The sequence below is a fragment of the Duncaniella muricolitica genome (assembly GCF_910574735.1).
GTDB classification, from domain to species: domain Bacteria; phylum Bacteroidota; class Bacteroidia; order Bacteroidales; family Muribaculaceae; genus Duncaniella; species Duncaniella muricolitica.
In genome coordinates this window covers 24,423-42,442 of the sequence record NZ_CAJTCF010000031.1, presented here as the reverse complement: position 1 = coordinate 42,442, position 18,020 = coordinate 24,423, and the positions used below count along the sequence as shown (strand labels likewise).

At 50.1% G+C, this 18,020-nt stretch carries 9 protein-coding genes and 1 pseudogene; 8 read left to right on the top strand and 2 right to left on the bottom strand.

The genetic code is table 11. From position 1 onward, the window contains the following. The 4 genes and pseudogenes from QGT73_RS08415 to QGT73_RS08400 all read left to right on the top strand — a co-directional run. Positions 1–118 (top strand): annotated as a pseudogene (locus QGT73_RS08415) (IS982 family transposase); the annotation flags it as partial. A gap of 57 nt (positions 119–175) precedes the next feature. Further along, positions 176–1,315, top strand: coding sequence for an A1S_2505 family phage non-structural protein (locus QGT73_RS17405; RefSeq protein ID WP_341874110.1), 1,140 nt, complete (start codon positions 176–178; stop codon positions 1,313–1,315). Positions 1,316–1,708: 393 nt separating this feature from the next. Then, positions 1,709–4,588 (top strand): outer membrane beta-barrel protein, encoded by a 2,880-nt coding sequence (locus tag QGT73_RS08405; RefSeq protein WP_280122164.1) that lies wholly within the window; start codon positions 1,709–1,711, stop codon positions 4,586–4,588. A gap of 246 nt (positions 4,589–4,834) precedes the next feature. Further along, positions 4,835–7,801, top strand: a complete 2,967-nt coding sequence (locus QGT73_RS08400) for an outer membrane beta-barrel protein (protein ID WP_280122163.1) — start codon at positions 4,835–4,837, stop codon at positions 7,799–7,801. A gap of 164 nt (positions 7,802–7,965) precedes the next feature. Here the strand turns inward: QGT73_RS08400 and lptB are convergent, their stop codons facing one another. Both lptB and udk read right to left on the bottom strand, forming a co-directional pair. Next, on the bottom strand, positions 7,966–8,754 hold the full coding sequence (gene lptB / locus QGT73_RS08395; RefSeq protein WP_123616060.1) for an LPS export ABC transporter ATP-binding protein: 789 nt from the start codon (positions 8,752–8,754) through the stop codon (positions 7,966–7,968). A gap of 26 nt (positions 8,755–8,780) precedes the next feature. Next, a complete protein-coding gene (gene udk / locus QGT73_RS08390; RefSeq protein ID WP_280122162.1) occupies positions 8,781–9,395 on the bottom strand; it encodes a uridine kinase in 615 nt (204 codons plus the stop codon). Positions 9,396–9,821: 426 nt separating this feature from the next. On the opposite strand from udk, the gene rho reads away from it, so the two are divergent. The 4 genes from rho (at position 9,822) to QGT73_RS08370 (ending at position 17,967) form a co-directional block, all read left to right on the top strand. Beyond that, positions 9,822–11,972, top strand: coding sequence for a transcription termination factor Rho (gene rho, locus QGT73_RS08385; protein WP_280122161.1), 2,151 nt, complete (start codon positions 9,822–9,824; stop codon positions 11,970–11,972). Positions 11,973–12,186: 214 nt separating this feature from the next. Beyond that, complete coding sequence (locus QGT73_RS08380; protein ID WP_280122160.1) at positions 12,187–13,584, top strand: efflux transporter outer membrane subunit; 1,398 nt, start codon at positions 12,187–12,189, stop codon at positions 13,582–13,584. 60 nt (positions 13,585–13,644) lie between these two features. Beyond that, a complete protein-coding gene (locus QGT73_RS08375) occupies positions 13,645–14,757 on the top strand; it encodes an efflux RND transporter periplasmic adaptor subunit (RefSeq protein WP_280122159.1) in 1,113 nt (370 codons plus the stop codon). Positions 14,758–14,772: 15 nt separating this feature from the next. Further along, the gene (locus tag QGT73_RS08370) at positions 14,773–17,967 is read left to right on the top strand and encodes an efflux RND transporter permease subunit (RefSeq protein ID WP_280122158.1); all 3,195 of its coding nucleotides are present in this window, start codon (positions 14,773–14,775) and stop codon (positions 17,965–17,967) included. Positions 17,968–18,020 lie beyond the last annotated feature (53 nt).

Sequence of the window (18,020 nt, the reverse complement as noted above, 5' to 3'; positions counted from 1 at the left end):
GTCTTTCGCTAATTTTATCACCAATGCCTTGAGTGCTATCGCTGCTTACTGCTTTTTCCCAAAGAAACCGTCTATCTCTTTGGAGTTTGTGACAGATAACCAGCTAACTTTGTTCTGATTGCTTATATCGAACTCACGTTAAATAAAATGAGTTACAACTATAACAAAGAATAATATGGCAGGAAGAATCACACCGGAGAAAATTACCGAGTTGTCAATGTGCGAAGTGTTTGTATTTGGCAGCAACTTGAAAGGACATCATAACGGCGGAGCCGCCCGCATGGCCCACAGTCGCTTTGGGGCGGAATGGGGTGTAGGTGTCGGTCCGACCGGCAAGTGCTATGCCATACCCACTATGCATGGCGGAGTTGAGGACATAAAGCCATACGTGGATGATTTTGTAGAGTATGTCAGGAATCATCCTGACAACCGTTTTCTTGTTACCCGCATCGGTTGTGGAATAGCAGGATTTACGGATAGAGAGATAGCACCCCTGTTTAAGGACGTAAAAGATACACCAAACGTATGCTTGCCTAAAGAATGGTTATTTATTCTTGATGAGGATGAAATGCTTGATGTATTCTGTACAGGCATCATCCCTGAAGAACCTGAAGTAAAGATACCTGAGGCACTCGACGAAAATGACCTTATGCGCCTTTGCGATGAATACAAGTATGTGATTGGCGCGAGGATTATAGCCGCACCCAAGCCGAAGATTCGCATCCGCTATGTGATAGATCGCGATCGGTTCGGGTATGCCGATTTTGGCGATTTCTTTTTCATTGAGACGGGCGACCTGTATGTGTGGACCTACAATAAAGAATTTGCTGATGACCACAATCAGGATATGGTGGAAGGTTACTTCGGGGACGAATGCAAGGGGCGAGGTTATTGTCACAGAGTAATATTTGCCGGTGTTGAGACTGGTTATCGTGACTCAAACGGTGATAAAATATACACCGGAGATGTACTTGAACTCTATGGAGAATCTTCTTATGGCACTTTTGCTCTTGGAACGTTAGGTGAGAACATGGAAGATAGAAATGCAATATATGCATTTGTTCTTGATAATCATTGTATCACGCCGGAGATGTGCAAGACTATGACGCGGGTCGGAACTGTATTTTATCAGCTTGACTGGAACGAAGAACCCTGGAAGATTGTCGAGCTGTGCGATCGTTTTCAGCCATGGCGTCCCAGTGATGAGACCGAGGAAGACCGCTTGATGATGGCTAAATACACACCCAACTTCGACCAGGAAATATGGAAATACTATGCTAACGATGTCCTTGGCATTGAGTTCAACTGGAGATAATAATCTAAGGAGGGTATTGCAAAACTTATAATTTAATCAGTTGTGCAATACCCTCTTTTCTTGCTGCAATAATCTACATATTAACGGCTTTTTTATCTGTTTTGGGAGTTCTGTATCCCTTGCTTACATATGTAAAGCGGAATTTCGCCTAAAATAGTTAATGAAAATTTTGATTTGTGACTTTTATCGTGTATATTTGCGGGTAATCGGTATTATTGCATTCTTTTTAATTTAGGATTATAGCAGTGTAAGTTTTTTTAGTAATTCGTAGCTATCATTGTCGGGAATCTGACGAGGGTTTATGGATTTTTATTAAACGGCCGGACATAATAACAATACAGTCTCGTTATGTCAAGACACTTTAACTTATATATTATCCCGAAACTCAGAATTTTGATTGCTGTCATATCAGTGGTCATGTCGGTTGCTGTCGTGAGGGCTGACGCAAAGAAGTTTCATATCCGCGGGCACATACAGGAATCGGTCGGCAAGACCGATCTAATGAAAGGATATGCCGTGCCGATTGATGCCGATGGCAATCCCGGAGATACTCTCAGGGCCGGAGTGCTGGCTATGGAAGGGGGCTTTGCCCTCATGACTGACCGTTCGATATTTACGTTTGAGACTGTGCATAAGGATTCGACATATGTGTTTGTGGTCGGTTGTGACGGCTATTTGCCTCAGACAGTTGTGTACAGAGTTGAGAATCTCGGAAAGCGTGAGAGAGTGCGAGAGATGCCGACCACTTTTCTCGAACGTGCTCCGCACAAGCTCAATGAAGTGGTTGTCACAGCCTCAAAGATAAAATTTTACAACCGCGGTGATACCATTGTATATAATGCAGACGCTTTTCAGCTTGCCGAAGGGTCGATGCTCGACGGGCTGATAGCCCAGTTGCCCGGAGTGGAGCTTAGCTCAAACGGCCAGATTAAGGTCAACGGAGAGTTTGTGGAGTCACTGTTGCTCAACGGTAAGCAATTTTTTGACGGGAACAACAATCTGATGCTTAAAAATCTTGCCGCTTATACGGTGAAAAGTGTCGAGGTGTATCGCGGACAGTCATTTTCAGACAAATGGAAGGGAGACAAAAGCGCGCCACAGCGTCTGACTATGGATGTAAAGCTCAAGAAGGAGTATGAAATAGGCTGGCTGCTGAATGCACAGGCAGGTTACGGCACCGAAGACAGGTATATGGCAAGGCTTTTCGGCATGTGGTTCAACCGCACGACTCAGGTGATGTTTTTAGGTAACATAAATAACCTGAACGATACCCGCGAGCCAGGTACGAACGACAGTTGGCGACCCGAACTAATGCCGACAGGACGCATGAGATATCAGCTCGCCGGCCTATCGTACAACTATCAGGCAAATGACCGTAAGACGTATAGTCGAGGCAGTGTGACATATGAAAACAACCATATGAACAGTCACACCGATACAGATAGAATCAATTTTTATGCCGACCGAAACACATATGACTACGTGCAGTCACTATCACGCAATAAAAATATAAAAGTCAGCCTCAATAATATCACCGGCCGTAAATGGGGAAATCTGACGGTGAACGGCACGCTAAAGGGCAATTATTCTCACATTGACAGGACTGCGCAGTCGTTGTCGGCCAGCTATGACAGCGAGCAATATGAGCGGTCGCTCATGTCGCTTGAGGCCATATATAGTGACGGTTCCGATGCGGGACTCGCATCGCTGATAAACCAAACGCTAACGCGCAGTGACGGTCGGTCGCGGCAGGGTAATATCGATGGTTCGGTCTATGCCGGCTATATGATACCTCGCAGCAACGACAGGCTTTTTACGGAGTTGCGTGTGGTGTATGACGACAAGAAGGAGACGCTGTGGAATGACTATGACGTGCGTTTCGGAGCCGATGGCCTTCAGCCATTGCGCCGCAGAAACTACACCGACAATACACCCAATCATGACCTGAATCTTTCCGGAACACTTGGCTATAATCTGTCAAACGGCGGATTAAACCTATCGCTTAGATATATTTACAATCTCCATACCCGCGAAAAGGACTCTTACACATATGCTCTTGACCGTCTTGAGGAAATGGGCATGTATGGCACGCTTCCGGCCGGCTATGGATTGGTGCTGGACGCTCCAAACAGTTTCACGTCATCTCTGATAGAGAACACCCACACTGTTAGACCGGAGCTGGATTACATCTGGAACGGGGCCGGAACTCGCCAGTTCAGTGTGACTTTCAAGCCCGAACTCGGATTGCGCCACAGCCACTTCAACTATTTTAGTGACGGTATATTATATCCTGTGCGCCGGACATCGTTTATCGGAGTGGTTTCGTCGATGAACGGTCGTGTGCGTTACGCTTTCGGCAACAGGATGGCGCGTGAGAATATGTATGTATTCATGTATGACTATGAGCTCTCTACATCTACACCAGATATGCTTCATCTGGTGGACGTGTCTGATACGTCCGACCCGCTGAATATAATGCTCGGAAATCCGGGGCTAAAGAATAGTTATCGGCACAATCATAATATGTCGGTGAGATTTTTTGCGGGAAAGTGTCCGTTGCAGGATTTTCTTAATTTCAACTATTCGCCGGTCACCGACGCGCTTGTTCGCGGATATACTTACGACCTGTCCACAGGTGTGCGTCGTAACAGGACTTATAACGTCAGCGGTCAATATTCGGTCGGAGTGAACAATACGTTTACTCTACAGTTTGGTCGCAAACGTCAGTTCATGCTGTCGTCGGTCAGCGGAGTTTCCATGATTCACAGTGTAGATATGATCGGGCTGAATGTATCTGAACCGTCGCGTTCGACTATCAATACTCGCGGTCTTTCCGAGGACTTAAAACTCTCATGGCAGATAGGCCGTCAGTCGCTCTCAATAAAGGCTAATGTCATCGACCGTCACACCACATCGGCCCGCGAAGGCTTCAACGACATCAATGCCACTCACTGCAACTATGGTGTGGCGGGTACATTTGTGTTGCCTGCCGGATTTGGCATAAGCACAGATTTCACCTGCTACACGCGCCGCGGATATGGAGTGAAGGAACTTGACACGACCGATGTCGTGTGGAATGCTCGTGCTACTTATACGCCGCGTGGCGGCCGTTGGGTGTTCACCCTCGACGGTTTTGATCTGCTCCATCGCCTGACCAATGTTCATTATGCTGTCACAGCATCCGGCCGAACGGTCACATATACCAATACATTGCCACGCTATCTGCTTCTCTCTGTGCAGTATCGACTCAATATTCAGCCAAAGAAGCGTTAGAGGAGGGCTAAATATGTTTCAGTTAACATTTGATACATATGATTTTTGTTAATCATACCGATTGTAAACTGTTGGTAATCACAGAATTGGCAGATGTTTAATCTGTGGCATATTTTGCATGGTGTAATTTGTTGTGAATCAGAGTGATACGAATGGTCTGTCGAATGTGATTTTATAGACTTTTTCTTGTGATTTATAAAATCATTGGTTTACTTTGCGGTTAAAACCATATAACTTGTGCAAATAATGGATGACCGGTTTAAATATTTAATCCCGTTCTTGCTGGCGGTTGTCGGAGCATTTAGCCTGACAGGCCAACACTTTGTAGCGGTGCCCATGGTAGTGGGCGGTTCGTATGTGTCCGGGCACGATGATGTGCCGTCCGACAGCCTGCTTATCGAAGGGCGGGTCATTGAATCGCTGGCCAAGCGCGAGTTGTCCGATGCTTTCATGATACCGGTTGACAATGACGGTAATCCGGGAGATACAATCAAGGCATCCCGTCGATTTTCATTTATGGGCCGCCGTCCACGCAACAATTCATACCTGAGGTTTATGGCCGAGCGCAAGGATTCCACTTATGTGTTTGAAATCGGAGCCCTGGGTTATGCTTCACAGACTGTAGTATATAAAGTGGAGCATATAGGCCGTCGCGAGATGACGCGCGAGATGCCTGTGACCATACTCGAGCGTGCGCCCCATCAGCTTGGCGAGGTGCAGGTAGTGGCCTCGAAGGTGAAATTTTATCACCGCGGCGACACGCTTGTGTATAATGCCGATGCCTTTCAACTGGCCGAGGGGTCGATGCTTGACGAGCTGATACGCCAGTTGCCGGGCGTGGAGCTTAACAAGGATGGTGAAATAAAAGTCAACGGTGAGAAGGTGGAGACACTTCTGCTCAACGGCAAGCATTTTTTCAGCGGTGACAACAAACTGATGCTTGAGAATCTCGGCGCGTATACGGTCAAAGATGTGGAGGTGTATCGTGGTCAGACGGCTTTGGAGAAGTGGGTCAATGACCCCAATGCCCAGAAACATCTCACGATGGATGTGAAACTAAAAAAAGAATATTCGCATGGCTATCTGCTCAATGCTCAGGCAGGTTACGGTACAGAAGAGCGTTATCTCGGACGACTGTTTGCCTCATGGTTCAGCCCTACGACCAATGTAAGCATGGTGGGTAATCTCAATAATGTGAGTGATGTGTTCGGGGTGCATGGCATGCATGACTCGTGGCGACCTTCGGGATTGTCAAGCGGAGACAGCCGTCATCAGTCGGCCGGTCTGAATTATGATGTGGAGACAAATGACCAACGACGCACCGCCCACGGCTCGGTGAAATATTCAGGCCACAGGGCACTTGGTATCAGCAACACCACCTCGGCGACATTCTATACCGACAATCAGGTGTATAATTACAGCTATTCGAGGACTCGCAGCCGCAATATGCAGTTAGATACTAACCATGATGTGATGTTTGACTTGGGCAGAGTCAATCTTTCAGGAGATTTCTCGGGCGGCTACAATACATCTGACAACGCGTCGTCATCGCTCTCGGCAAGTTTCAATCAGGAACAGGCGGATATAAATCAGGAGATAATCGAAAATATATATGGCGACGGAGGGGCTTCGGCTCTTGCCGCGCTTATCAACCGTTCGCGTACCCTCGGCAATGGCGACAACACTACGGCATATGGAAATATATCGGCCAGAGCTATATATAAAGTGCCCGGAACGTCCGATATCTTGAATGTAAATGTCAGCGGACGATACAGCTCTTCGAGTGGTAACAACTGGAATGACTATATGATTGATTACGGTGACGTCACCACTCCTTCAGAGCACCGCCGGCAATATAGTGACCGTTCGCCCGTGCATAATCTTAATCTTAGCGGTTGGATGTCCTACACGGCGCGTCTCGGCAAGGTGAGCCTTGACCTGCGATACAGCTTGGATTACTCCAACGGCAAGTCGGATACCTATATGTATTCGCTTCAGAATCTTGCCGATATGGGTGATTACGGCACTCTGCCTCCCGATTATCAACTGGCATTTGACCCTTCCAACAGTGATATGTCACGACAGCGTAGCCACAAGCACAGCTTATCGCCCAATCTGCATTATTCGTTGACGTGTGGCAAGGCTTATTCTTTGTCTCTGCATGTGTCGCCGACATTTGCGTTGTCCAATCGCAGGCTTGATTATTGGCGAGACAACAAGCTGTATAACATACGTCATAAATCCTCATTGCGCGATGCACTGTCGGGAAGTGTGATGGTGGCATATCAGCCTTCGACGGTCTTTTCGGAAAAGGGTGCGCGCCATTCGGTTGACTACACCTATTACATCAATACCTCTCTACCCGACATGATGAGTCTGGTGGATATCACCGACGATACTAATCCGCTGTATATACGAGAGGGCAATCCGGATTTGAAATCGTCATATCATCATAACCACCGATTGAGTTGGAGCGTGGGAAGCAAGTTGTCAAATTCGCTGGATGTGAGCTATTCCTATACTACCGACAAGATGATACAGGCGTCGACATATGACATGCATACGGGCGTCACCCGCACGCGTGCAGGCAATGTCAACGGCGACAATGATATAACTATCAATGACCGAGTGAGTTATTGGTATGCTAAAAAGACCTCATTCACCGTAAGTGCCAACACATCAGTGTCGCGGATGCACAGTGTCGATATGATAAGCACCAATGGAGCCGAGCCGGCCAAGACTACGGCTGACACATGGTCGATAGGCGAAAGGGTGAATCTCGACTGGCATTTTGGCAGCGGACATTCTCTCCGAGCCAACTGTGATGTCACTAACCGACGCACCGACTCGGAGCGCGAGGGATTTAATAAGATCAATGCATTCCACATCAATTATGGTCTGTATGGTCAGGTAAGGTTGCCGGCGGGATTTGAATTGAATACATCATTGTCGGTGTATACGCGCAGAGGGTATGGTTCAAAAGAGCTTGACACTACTGATGCCATCTGGGATATTGGTGCGACTTATACGCCCAAAGGCAAACGCTGGGTGTTTACGGTAAATGCTTTCGATTTGCTCCACCGTATGTCGAATGTCCATTACAGCGTTAATGCTATGGGACGTACTTCGGTTGTTACCAATTCTCTTCCGAGCTATGTAATAGCTACTGTGCAATATCGGTTAAATATCCAGCCTAAAAAGAGAAAAGATTGAATAAATGATTGATAAGGAAAGGAGTAGGGTGTATTATTTTGAAAAGAGATGCTATTGACACAAAGAATGTCGCATCGTGATGATTGCGACATTCTTTTATTACTTTAGAGCAAGCTCAAAAGTAAGGTTATAAGGTTATAAGGTTATAAGGTTATGGGGTTGGGTTATTCGCGGATGGGTTCTTCAAATTTTTTACGGTAGAATATGAAGTCTCGGCCGAGGTATTTTTCGCGTACGATGGGATTTTCGGCCAGTTCTTCCGAGGTGCCCTGAAAGAGTATCTTGCCTTCAAAGAGAAGATAGGCGCGGTCGGTGATGCGCAGAGTCTCCTGGGCATTGTGGTCGGTGATGAGGATGCCGATATTCCTTTCTTTAAGATGATACACCACCGACTGTATGTCCTCTACGGCGATGGGGTCGACTCCGGCAAACGGCTCGTCGAGCATTATGAATTTCGGGTCGATGGCCAGACAGCGGGCTATCTCGGTGCGGCGTCGCTCGCCTCCCGAGAGTCGGTCGCCGAGGTTGTGGCGCACTTTCTCGAGACTGAACTCTTTGATAAGGCTTTCGAGCTTTTCGCGCTGATATTCGGGCGAGGTGTTGGTCATCTGAAGCACAGCCTTGATGTTGTCCTCGACCGTGAGTTTGCGAAACACGCTTGCCTCCTGTGCGAGATAACCGATGCCGTTCTGGGCACGCTTGTACACAGGATATTTAGTAATGTTGAGGTCGTTGAGAAATATCTGTCCCTCGTTGGGAGTGATAAGTCCTACGGTCATATAGAAGGTCGTGGTCTTGCCGGCACCGTTTGGGCCGAGCAGACCTACGATTTCGCCCTGGGTCACGTTGATTGACACGTGGTTGGCTACGGTGCGTTTGCCGTATTTCTTCACGAGATTTTCGGTGCGCAGCACCATGCGTTCGCCATGTGGCTCGGTGGTCATTTCATCCATTGGACAGGTTGGGGTGATGGTGTGTGTCATTTGGCGCGAAGGCGCGATTCGATATAGTCGGTGAGCAACTGTATGGCCACGACGTTGCTGCCGCCCTGGGGCACGATGAGGTCGGCAGTCTTCTTGGACGGCTCGATATACATCTCGTGCATTGGTTTGAGCACATCGCGATAGCGGTCAAGTACCATCTGGGGTGTGCGTCCGCGCTCCACACAGTCGCGTGCGATTACACGTATGAGCCGCTCGTCGGCCTCGGCATCGACAAATACTTTGACGTCGAGCATGTTGCGCAACACAGGGTCGGTAAGCACGAGTATACCCTCGACAATCACTACTTCGCGCGGGCTCACCGAAATGGTCTCGGGCTGGCGTGTGCAGGTGAGATAGGAGTAAGTGGGCATCTCGATAGTCTCGCCGCGCTTCAGAGCCTCGATGTGTCTGACAAGGAGCGGCCACTCGATGGCTGCCGGCTCGTCAAAATTGATTTTGCTTCGCTCAGACATCGGAATGTGGCTGGAGTCCTTGTAATAGGAGTCCTGCGGGAGTATGGCGACCTCACCGGGCGGGAGGGCGTTGATTATCTTGTTGACGACGGTGGTTTTGCCTGAACCTGTGCCGCCGGCTATGCCTATAACTAACATATTGTTGTTGTAATTTTTATGCAAAGATACGGCTCACGGTCCGATTACTAAAATATAAGAGGCAACTTTTTTCAAAAAAATTTGTTTTAATTTAAAATCGGTTGTAACTTTGCAACGAGGATTAAGCCTGTCGCACAGTCGACTTGGCTTCATAATAACAACCAATCCGTTTGGATCATCGATTTTTAAGCTGTATTTGCTGAAAATATCTCCCCCATTCCCTTAATTTCAGGATTTATTACTCTCTCCTGTTTTCCCAAAATCGAGTGGATTACCACATTCCGTTTCAAATATTTTCTTAACATTATATCTCCCCGTCTCAGGCATGTCACGCGGTGCGTGATGGTTGGTGCATAAGGAATCAATGTGTACCGTTGTCACGGGATAAAACAATATTAATCAAGCCCTCAATTTCACATATAATATATGTATAATTTTGACGAACTCAACAGGATGGATGATGAGCGACTGCAGGAAGCCGCTAAAGCCATCGGTATCAAGAAAATCAATCTGACAGATAAAGAAGGTCTCGTTTACGAAATACTCGAGAAGCAGGCCCGTGACCATGCCGCATCGGCTTCGGCCAATGTGCAGAGTCAGGAAAAGACCTGCCGCAAGAAAAAGGATGCACCCGAGGGCGAACGTAAGCAACGTCGCAAAAAGGGTGCAGACGCGCAGACTGACAATATGCCCGAGGTCAACAGTGAGGAGCCTCAGGAGCTACCCATGAAGAATGATGACCCGCAGCCCGAACAGCAGCAGCCGGCCGAGGCTGCCGCACCCAAGCGTCGTGGCCGCAAACCCAAGAATACACAGCCAGCGGTGCAACCCGAGCAGGATGGTTCTAAACCGGAAGATAATGCCGTGACTGCAAGCGAAGTTCCCGCAGAGACGGTTGTCGAGCCGGTAGAGCAGACTTCGGCCCCTGAGCCTGATGGGCAGGACGCGGCTGTCGAGGTTCGTCCCAAGAAGAAACGTGGACGCCCGTCACGTCAGGAAGTGATGGAGCGTGAGGCTGCCGAGATTTCGGTACCTGTCGAAGAACCGGACTTCACACAGCCGGCGGAGCAGCAGATCCCCGGTGACAATAATTCTGACATGCAGCCTATGCTCTCGCTTCCGGCACCTGCCGGAGAGGAGGGTGAGCCCCAGCCCCAGGATGCTGCCGGACAAGAGGAGCATCCCAACCGCGGAGTCTTTATCCGTGGCGGATTCCGTCCTAAGGACTCGTCGTTCGGCTCATTTTTCCCGCGTGCCGGCGGCCGCACTTTCGCTCCCCGTTCCGCTCAGGAGAAGGAGCAGGCGTCAATCGCTGCCGCCACAGCTCCGATCACAATCAACGAGCCGGGCATGGAGAAACAACAGCAGCAACAGCAGGGCAAGAAGAATAAGAAAAACCGCAACAAAAATAACGATACAAACGCTGAGGAGAAGGCACGCTATCAGGCCCAGTATAATTTTGACGACATCATCGTTACCTCGGGAGTGCTTGAGATAGAGCCTCAGGGGCACGGATTTCTCCGCTCGAGCGATTACAATTATCTCGCGTCGCCCGATGATGTGCTTGTCACCCAGCAGCAGATCAAGCAATACGGTCTCCGTCCGGGCGATGTGGTCGAGGCCAATGTGCGTCCTCCCAAGGCAGATGAAAAATATTTCCCGCTCACACGTGTGCTCTCCATCAACGGTCGTTCGCCCGAGTTTATACGTGACCGTGTGGCTTTCGAGCATCTCATGCCGTTGTTCCCCGACGAAAAATTTGATCTCACCTCTGGCCGAAGCAGCAACATATCCACCCGTGTGGTCGACATGTTCTCGCCTATAGGCAAGGGTCAGCGCGGTCTCATCGTGGCTCCTCCCAAGACGGGTAAGACCATTCTTCTCAAGGATATTGCCAATGCCATAGCTGAAAATCACCCCGAGACTTATATCATGATACTGCTCATCGACGAGCGTCCCGAGGAGGTGACCGACATGAGCCGCAGTGTCAACGCCGAGGTGATAGCATCGACATTTGACGAACCGGCCGACCGTCATGTGCGCATAGCACAGATAGTGCTTGAGAAGGCCAAACGTATGGTGGAGTGCGGACACGATGTGGTGATACTGCTTGACTCGATAACCCGCCTGGCGCGTGCCTACAACACCTGTGCTCCCGCATCGGGCAAGATACTTTCAGGTGGTGTGGATGCCAATGCTCTCCAGAAGCCCAAACGGTTCTTTGGCGCGGCACGCAACATCGAGGGGGGCGGTTCGCTCACCATCATAGCCACAGCTCTTACAGAGACAAGCTCCAAGATGGATGAGGTAATCTTTGAGGAGTTCAAGGGCACCGGTAATATGGAGCTTCAGCTCGACCGCAAACTCTCCAACAAGCGCATCTTCCCCGCTGTCGATATCATGGCTTCCAGCACGCGTCGTGACGACCTGCTGTTGCGCAACGAGACACTCAACCGCATGTGGATATTGCGCCGCTTCCTGAGCGACCGCAATTCTATCGAGGCTATGGAGTTTATCAAAGACCGCATGGAGCGTACGTCTGACAACGACGAGCTTCTCCGGACAATGGGAGATTAGTATCCTTAGAGTATAGAGATAAAAGTATAGAGTTTAGAGTTAAAAGGCTAAAGTTTATAAGTCGGTTTCATTCAGCGAAATCCGTTCTGTAAATTTTAGCCTTTTAACTCTAAACTCTATACTTTTATCACTTATACTGTATAAGTGAATTATTTTGCCAAAGCGGGTTTTGTGATAAAACCTAATTAAGATTAAAGTTGTTAAATTTTTAATCATGGCAAAGATAATTCACGTTTCAGCTATCGCACTGCTCATCTCAGCGATGACAGGTGTCACCTCGGCTCAGAGTCGGGGCGACGATGCGCGTTATTTGCGTCAGCCTCTGCCTGAGCGGTGGAGCTTCACGCAGGAAGTGTCGCAGACCCTACCGTCTGACGACCCGTGGTGGAAATCGTTTGGCGACTCCACACTCGATTCGCTCATAAGCATGGGCATCGACAATAACTTCAATATCAGCGAGGCTGTGCATCGGCGCGAGATTGCGCGTCAGGCCATACGCCAGGCCCAAAGTGCCTACTATCCCACGCTCGGAGCGTCGGCCGGATACACGCGCTCGCATGCAAAGCGTGCCGACACCAATAATTTTGCCGTAGGTGTCGATATGAATTGGGAGATAGACATATTCGGCAAAATCACGTCGCAGGTCAAGACCAAAAAAGCCGCCTATGATGCTTCGCGGGCCGAGTATCTCGCCACGATGGTAAGCATTACAGCCGACATAGCCAACTATTATGTCAATTATCGCATGCTGCAAAATGACATAGCTGTGGCCAACGAGCATATAGAGTCGCAGGCGCGGGTGCTCGAGATAGCCGAGGCCCGTCACGAGGCCGGACTGGTGTCGAAACTCGACGTTGCCCAGGCCAAGACTGTCTACTATTCGACCCAGGCTTCGTTGCCTGGAATGAAATCACAACTGTCTCAGACACTCAATGCCATAGCGACTCTCGTCGGGGTATATGCGTCTGATATAGAGCCGATGCTCAACAGGTCAAACGTGATGCCTTCCTATCAGCAGATAATCCCTGTTGACATTCCGGCCAACATGTTGCGCCGCAGGCCTGACATAGCCGAGGCTGAGGCCAACCTTGCAGGATATGCGGCGTCGATAGGTGTGGCGAAAAAGGATTTTCTGCCAACGCTCGCGCTCAACGGTTCGCTGGGGTGGGGTGGCGACAGACTCGACGGGATGTTTGACAGCAACCATTTTTCCTACTCGATAGCACCCAAACTGTCATGGACAATATTTGAAGGATTTTCGCGAAAAGCTGCCGTGGCTCAGGCCAGGGAGCAGATGATGATAGGTATCGATGCGTATAATCTTGCGGTAATGACAGCTTATACGGAGGTTGAGAATGCCATGACATCCTATAATGCCGCCCTCGAGACATTGCGGCTCAACACCGCGGTTTTTGCCCAGAGCCGTGAGTCGTTTGCCCTGGCCGTGGAGCAGTATAAACAGGGCCTGTCGGCTTTCACCAATGTGGTCAACGCTCAGATTGACTGGCTCAATTATGCCCATTCGCTCGTGAGTGCTCGCGGCGAGGCCGTGATTGCCCTCATTGACTTGTATAAGGCTCTTGGAGGGTCGCCTGTGGTTGACAATCAGTAAAACCATACGAGATATATCATAACTTATATAACAAACCTTTTCCCAACACATATAATAATTATGGATACCAAACTGTTAATAGCGATGATGACAGCGGCCTCGGCTCTCGTGTCATGTCATCATTCGTCAAAGGAGGCCGGAGAGACAGCCGAGACTGTCGATGTCGCGCTCCCGGTGGTCGACACCATCACACTCTCCACCGTATATCCCGGTTATCTGACAGCCCGCAGTTCGGTCGATGTGGTGGCCAAGGTCAACGGTCAGATACTTACGAATAATTTTGACGGAGGCACCAATGTGGAGAAGGGCAAGGTGCTGTTTACGATTGATCCATCGACCTACAACGACCAACTGAGTCAGGCGCAGGCGGCTCTCGCTACAGCCGTGAGTACCCGCGACTATGCCAAAGCCCATTATGAGGCTGTGAAAAAGGCTCTCGAGAGTGATGCCGTGAGCAAGATGGAGGTTGTGCAGGCCGAGAGTGCCTACCACCAGGCCGAGGCATCGATTAAAAATGCCGAGGCTGCGCTCGACAACGCCAGGCGTCTGCTCGGCTACTGTACGGTGGTGGCTCCAATCTCCGGAATGGTAACCGACAACACAAAGAGTGCCGGAAATTATGTGACGGGGCAAGGCTCGCCCGTGGTGCTCGCAACGATTTACGACACTTCGACAGTCTCGGCCAATTTTGCCATCGAGGACGGCCGCCTGCACGACATCATCAATGCCTTGGCTCTGAAGGATTCGCTGGACTTCAAGAGCATACCGGTGACATTTGACGAACCTTTGCCTCATGACTATACAGGGGAAATATCATATGTCTCGCCGACACTCAATAATACGACAGGAACGCTTAAACTGAAGTGCCGCATAAAGAATCCGCATGGCGAACTCCGTCCCGGAATGTATGTCAAAGTCGATCTTCCTTATGACAGACTGCCCGACGCCGTGCTGGTCAAGGATGCGGCTCTCGGGTCGGATCAGCTCGGAAAATATCTCTATGTCATAAATGATTCCAACAAAGTGGTGTATACACCCGTAAAGGTGGGGCCTCTCTATCACGACTCGCTGCGTGTCATCAACAAGGGCATACGTCCCACTGACCGCTATGTGACCAAGGCCCTGCTGAAAGTGCGTGACGGCATGACTGTCAGCCCAAGAATGACCAAATAAAAAAAAGACGGCGTTATGTTTTCAAAATTTTTCATAGACCGACCTATATTTGCCACCGTTCTGGCCATTATAATGGTGCTGGTGGGACTTATTACGGTCAAGTCGTTGCCCATAGCCCAATATCCCGACATTACTCCTCCTACGGTAATGGTGAATGCCTCTTATCCCGGAGCCGATGCCGAGACAGTAGCCAAGGCTGTCGGCGAGCCTATTGAAGAGCAGGTCAACGGAGTGGAGGGCATGATGTATATGAGCTCCAATTCGAGTGACGGCTCATATTCGCTCACTGTGACATTTGAGAACGGCACCGACCTTGACGAAGCTGCCGTGAAGGTGCAGAACCGTATCTCGCTTGCCGAGCCCACGCTGCCGTCTGCTGTAAAGGAGCAGGGTGTCTCGGTGATGTCGGAGTCATCAAACATATTGCTGTTTATCGCTCTCGAGAGTGACAAGCAGCACGACTATTCGGCTCTGTATCTGACCAATTATGCCAAACTTAATATTATTGATGAACTCACGCGTATAGACGGTGTTGGCGGGGCCGGAGCCTTCGGCGGCGGTGAATACAGCATGCGTGTGTGGCTTGACCCTGACAAGATGCAGGTGCGCGGACTCACTCCGGCTGATGTCATGCAGATGATCGAGTCGCAGAATCTCGAGGTGTCGGCGGGAAGTGTCGGCACAGCCCCCACAGGCCGGGACGTGGACTTTGAGTTCACTCTCACCGCTCAGGGACAACTGTCGACAGCCACAGAGTTTGGCAATATCATACTTCGCGCCGAGCCTGACGGATCGCTGCTTCATCTCAAGGATATCGCTACCATAGAGCTCGGCAGCAACTCCTATTCCGACATCTCGCACGTTTCGGGCAAGTCGGCCGGACTTATCGGCATCCAGCAGCTTCCCGGAGCCAATGCTCTCGAAGTAGCCTCGAAGGTCAAGGCCAAGCTCGGGGAACTATCGCAATATTTCCCCGAGGGTGTGAGCTACCGTGTGATTATGGACACCACTACCTATGTGACAGCCTCGATCGACGAGGTGCTTGTGACGTTTGTGGAGACTACGCTGATAGTGATGATAGTCATACTCATATTCCTGCAGAGCTGGCGGGCGGTCATTATCCCGATGATAGCTATCCCGGTGTCACTTATAGCAACGTTTGCGGTCATGAAGCTACTGGGATTTTCGCTCAATACGCTCACTCTCTTTGGTCTGGTGCTTGCGATAGCCATAGTGGTCGACGATGCCATAGTGGTGGTGGAGGATTGTGCCCGACTGGTCCAGGAGGGTAAACTGACGCCTCGGCAGAGTGCCGAGAAAGCCATGCAGGAGCTTCAGGGCCCGGTGATCGGCGAGGTGCTGGTGTTGCTGTCGGTGTTTATCCCCACGGCTTTTATCAGCGGCATCACCGGCGAGCTTTACAAGCAGTTTGCATTGACTATCGCCACCTCGGTAGCCTTCTCGGGATTCAATGCTCTGACGTTTACGCCGGCCATGTGCGCGCTGTTTCTTAGAAAGAAGGATGACCCCAATCCTCGCTTCTTCCTGTATAAATGGTTCAACAAAGGATACGGCTGGACGCTCGGACGCTATGTCAAGTGGATCGGCTCGCTGCTCAGGCGGCCGGTAGTGGCTATATGTATCTATATCGCCATATGCGCCATTGCTTTCTGGGGCTTTATCAAATGGCCGTCGAGCTATCTCCCCGAGGAGGATCAGGGCTATTTCATGACCTCCATACAGCTCCCGACAGGGGCTTCGCTCGACCGCACCGACAAGGTAGTGACATCGCTGTCAGACGAGATACTCAAGTTGCCTGAAGTGGCCGACGTGATAGCCATATCGGGACAGTCGATGATGGGTGGCGGAACGGGCGGTAACACTGGTTCGCTGTTTGTGGTCTTGAAGCCATGGAAAGACCGTCACGGAGCCTCGGAGAGTGTCGAGGGTGTGATGGCCAAGGTCGACAGGATAGCCGAGGGTTACCAGGAGCCGATAGTCTTTTCAATCAATCCTCCGTCAATACCGGGCCTCGGCATGACATCGGGTATGCAGATGCAGTTGCTCGACATTAACAATCTCGGTGCCGACGCGCTGGCTCAGGCTATCGAGGCCATGAAAGAAAAGGGTGCGAAGGACAAGCGGTTTGCCCAGCTTACATCACAGTTTCAGGGCTCGGTGCCGCAATATAGTGTCAAGGTCGACCGTGACCGCGCCAAGATGTTGAATCTCAGACTTGAGGATATATATTCGACACTATCATCATTTATGGGCAGCTCGTATGTCAATGACTTTGTGAAGTTTGGCCGCACATATCAGGTTACAGTCAGTGCCGACGCCGCCTCGCGCAGCCACATCGATGATGTGCCGCGGCTGACGGTGCGCAACAGTGACGGAGAGATGGTGCCGTTCTCATCTTTTGCCAGCGTTGTCCCGTCGCTTGGTCAGGCGTCGGTGAGCCGCTACAATATGTATACTACCGCATCCATCACAGGCACTCCGGCCCAAAACGTGTCGAGTGCCGACTGCATAGCCGGCATGGAGGAACTGCTCAAGGAGACTGTCGGCGATGATTTTTCATATGCCTGGACCGGCGAGGCATATCAGGAGACCCAGTCGGGTACGACCATTACATTGGTGCTGATTTTTGCAGTGATAATCACCATACTGGTACTCGCCGCGCAATATGAGAGCTGGACCGACCCGATCGCGGTAGTCATCTCTATGCCTACGGCCATACTCGGCACTGTGATAGGATGTATACTCATGTCGCAGTCAATATCCATCTATACTCAGATAGGCATTATACTCTTGCTGGGGCTTTCGGCCAAAAATGCTATCCTTATCGTGGAGTATGCCATAGACTTCCGCAAGTCGGGGGCCAATATACGTCAGGCCGCGCTGGATGCGGGGCGCATACGTTTCAGGCCGATTATGATGACGGCTCTTGCGTTTGTGTTTGGTGTGATGCCTATGCTTTTTGCCACAGGTGCCGGCGCGGCCTCGCGTGTGGCACTCGGCACAGCCGTTGTGTTCGGAATGGCCATCAATGCCATTGTCGGAACATTGTTTGTGCCGGGATTCTGGGAACTGTTGCAGAATTTCAAGGAGAAGCATCTCAATAAACTTTTTACCTCCTCCGACAAGCCTGTCAAAAACACATCCTCCGACAGTAACACCTCGCAAAACAGTCTGAAAGACGAAGTGTAGGAGATACATAAGGACAAAAGTCTCAAAAGAAACAAAAGTTTTTTATTTTATTA

What these genes read in the sequence shown, in the direction of transcription:
- QGT73_RS17405 (WP_341874110.1), top strand. Translation starts at nt 176, where the DNA reads ATGGCAGGAAGAATCACACCGGAGAAAATTACCGAGTTGTCAATGTGC.
- QGT73_RS08400 (WP_280122163.1), top strand. Translation starts at nt 4,835, where the DNA reads ATGGATGACCGGTTTAAATATTTAATCCCGTTCTTGCTGGCGGTTGTC.
- lptB (WP_123616060.1), bottom strand. Translation starts at nt 8,754, where the DNA reads ATGGATGAAATGACCACCGAGCCACATGGCGAACGCATGGTGCTGCGC.
- udk (WP_280122162.1), bottom strand. Translation starts at nt 9,395, where the DNA reads ATGTTAGTTATAGGCATAGCCGGCGGCACAGGTTCAGGCAAAACCACC.
- rho (WP_280122161.1), top strand. Translation starts at nt 9,822, where the DNA reads ATGTATAATTTTGACGAACTCAACAGGATGGATGATGAGCGACTGCAG.
- QGT73_RS08380 (WP_280122160.1), top strand. Translation starts at nt 12,187, where the DNA reads ATGGCAAAGATAATTCACGTTTCAGCTATCGCACTGCTCATCTCAGCG.
- QGT73_RS08375 (WP_280122159.1), top strand. Translation starts at nt 13,645, where the DNA reads ATGGATACCAAACTGTTAATAGCGATGATGACAGCGGCCTCGGCTCTC.
- QGT73_RS08370 (WP_280122158.1), top strand. Translation starts at nt 14,773, where the DNA reads ATGTTTTCAAAATTTTTCATAGACCGACCTATATTTGCCACCGTTCTG.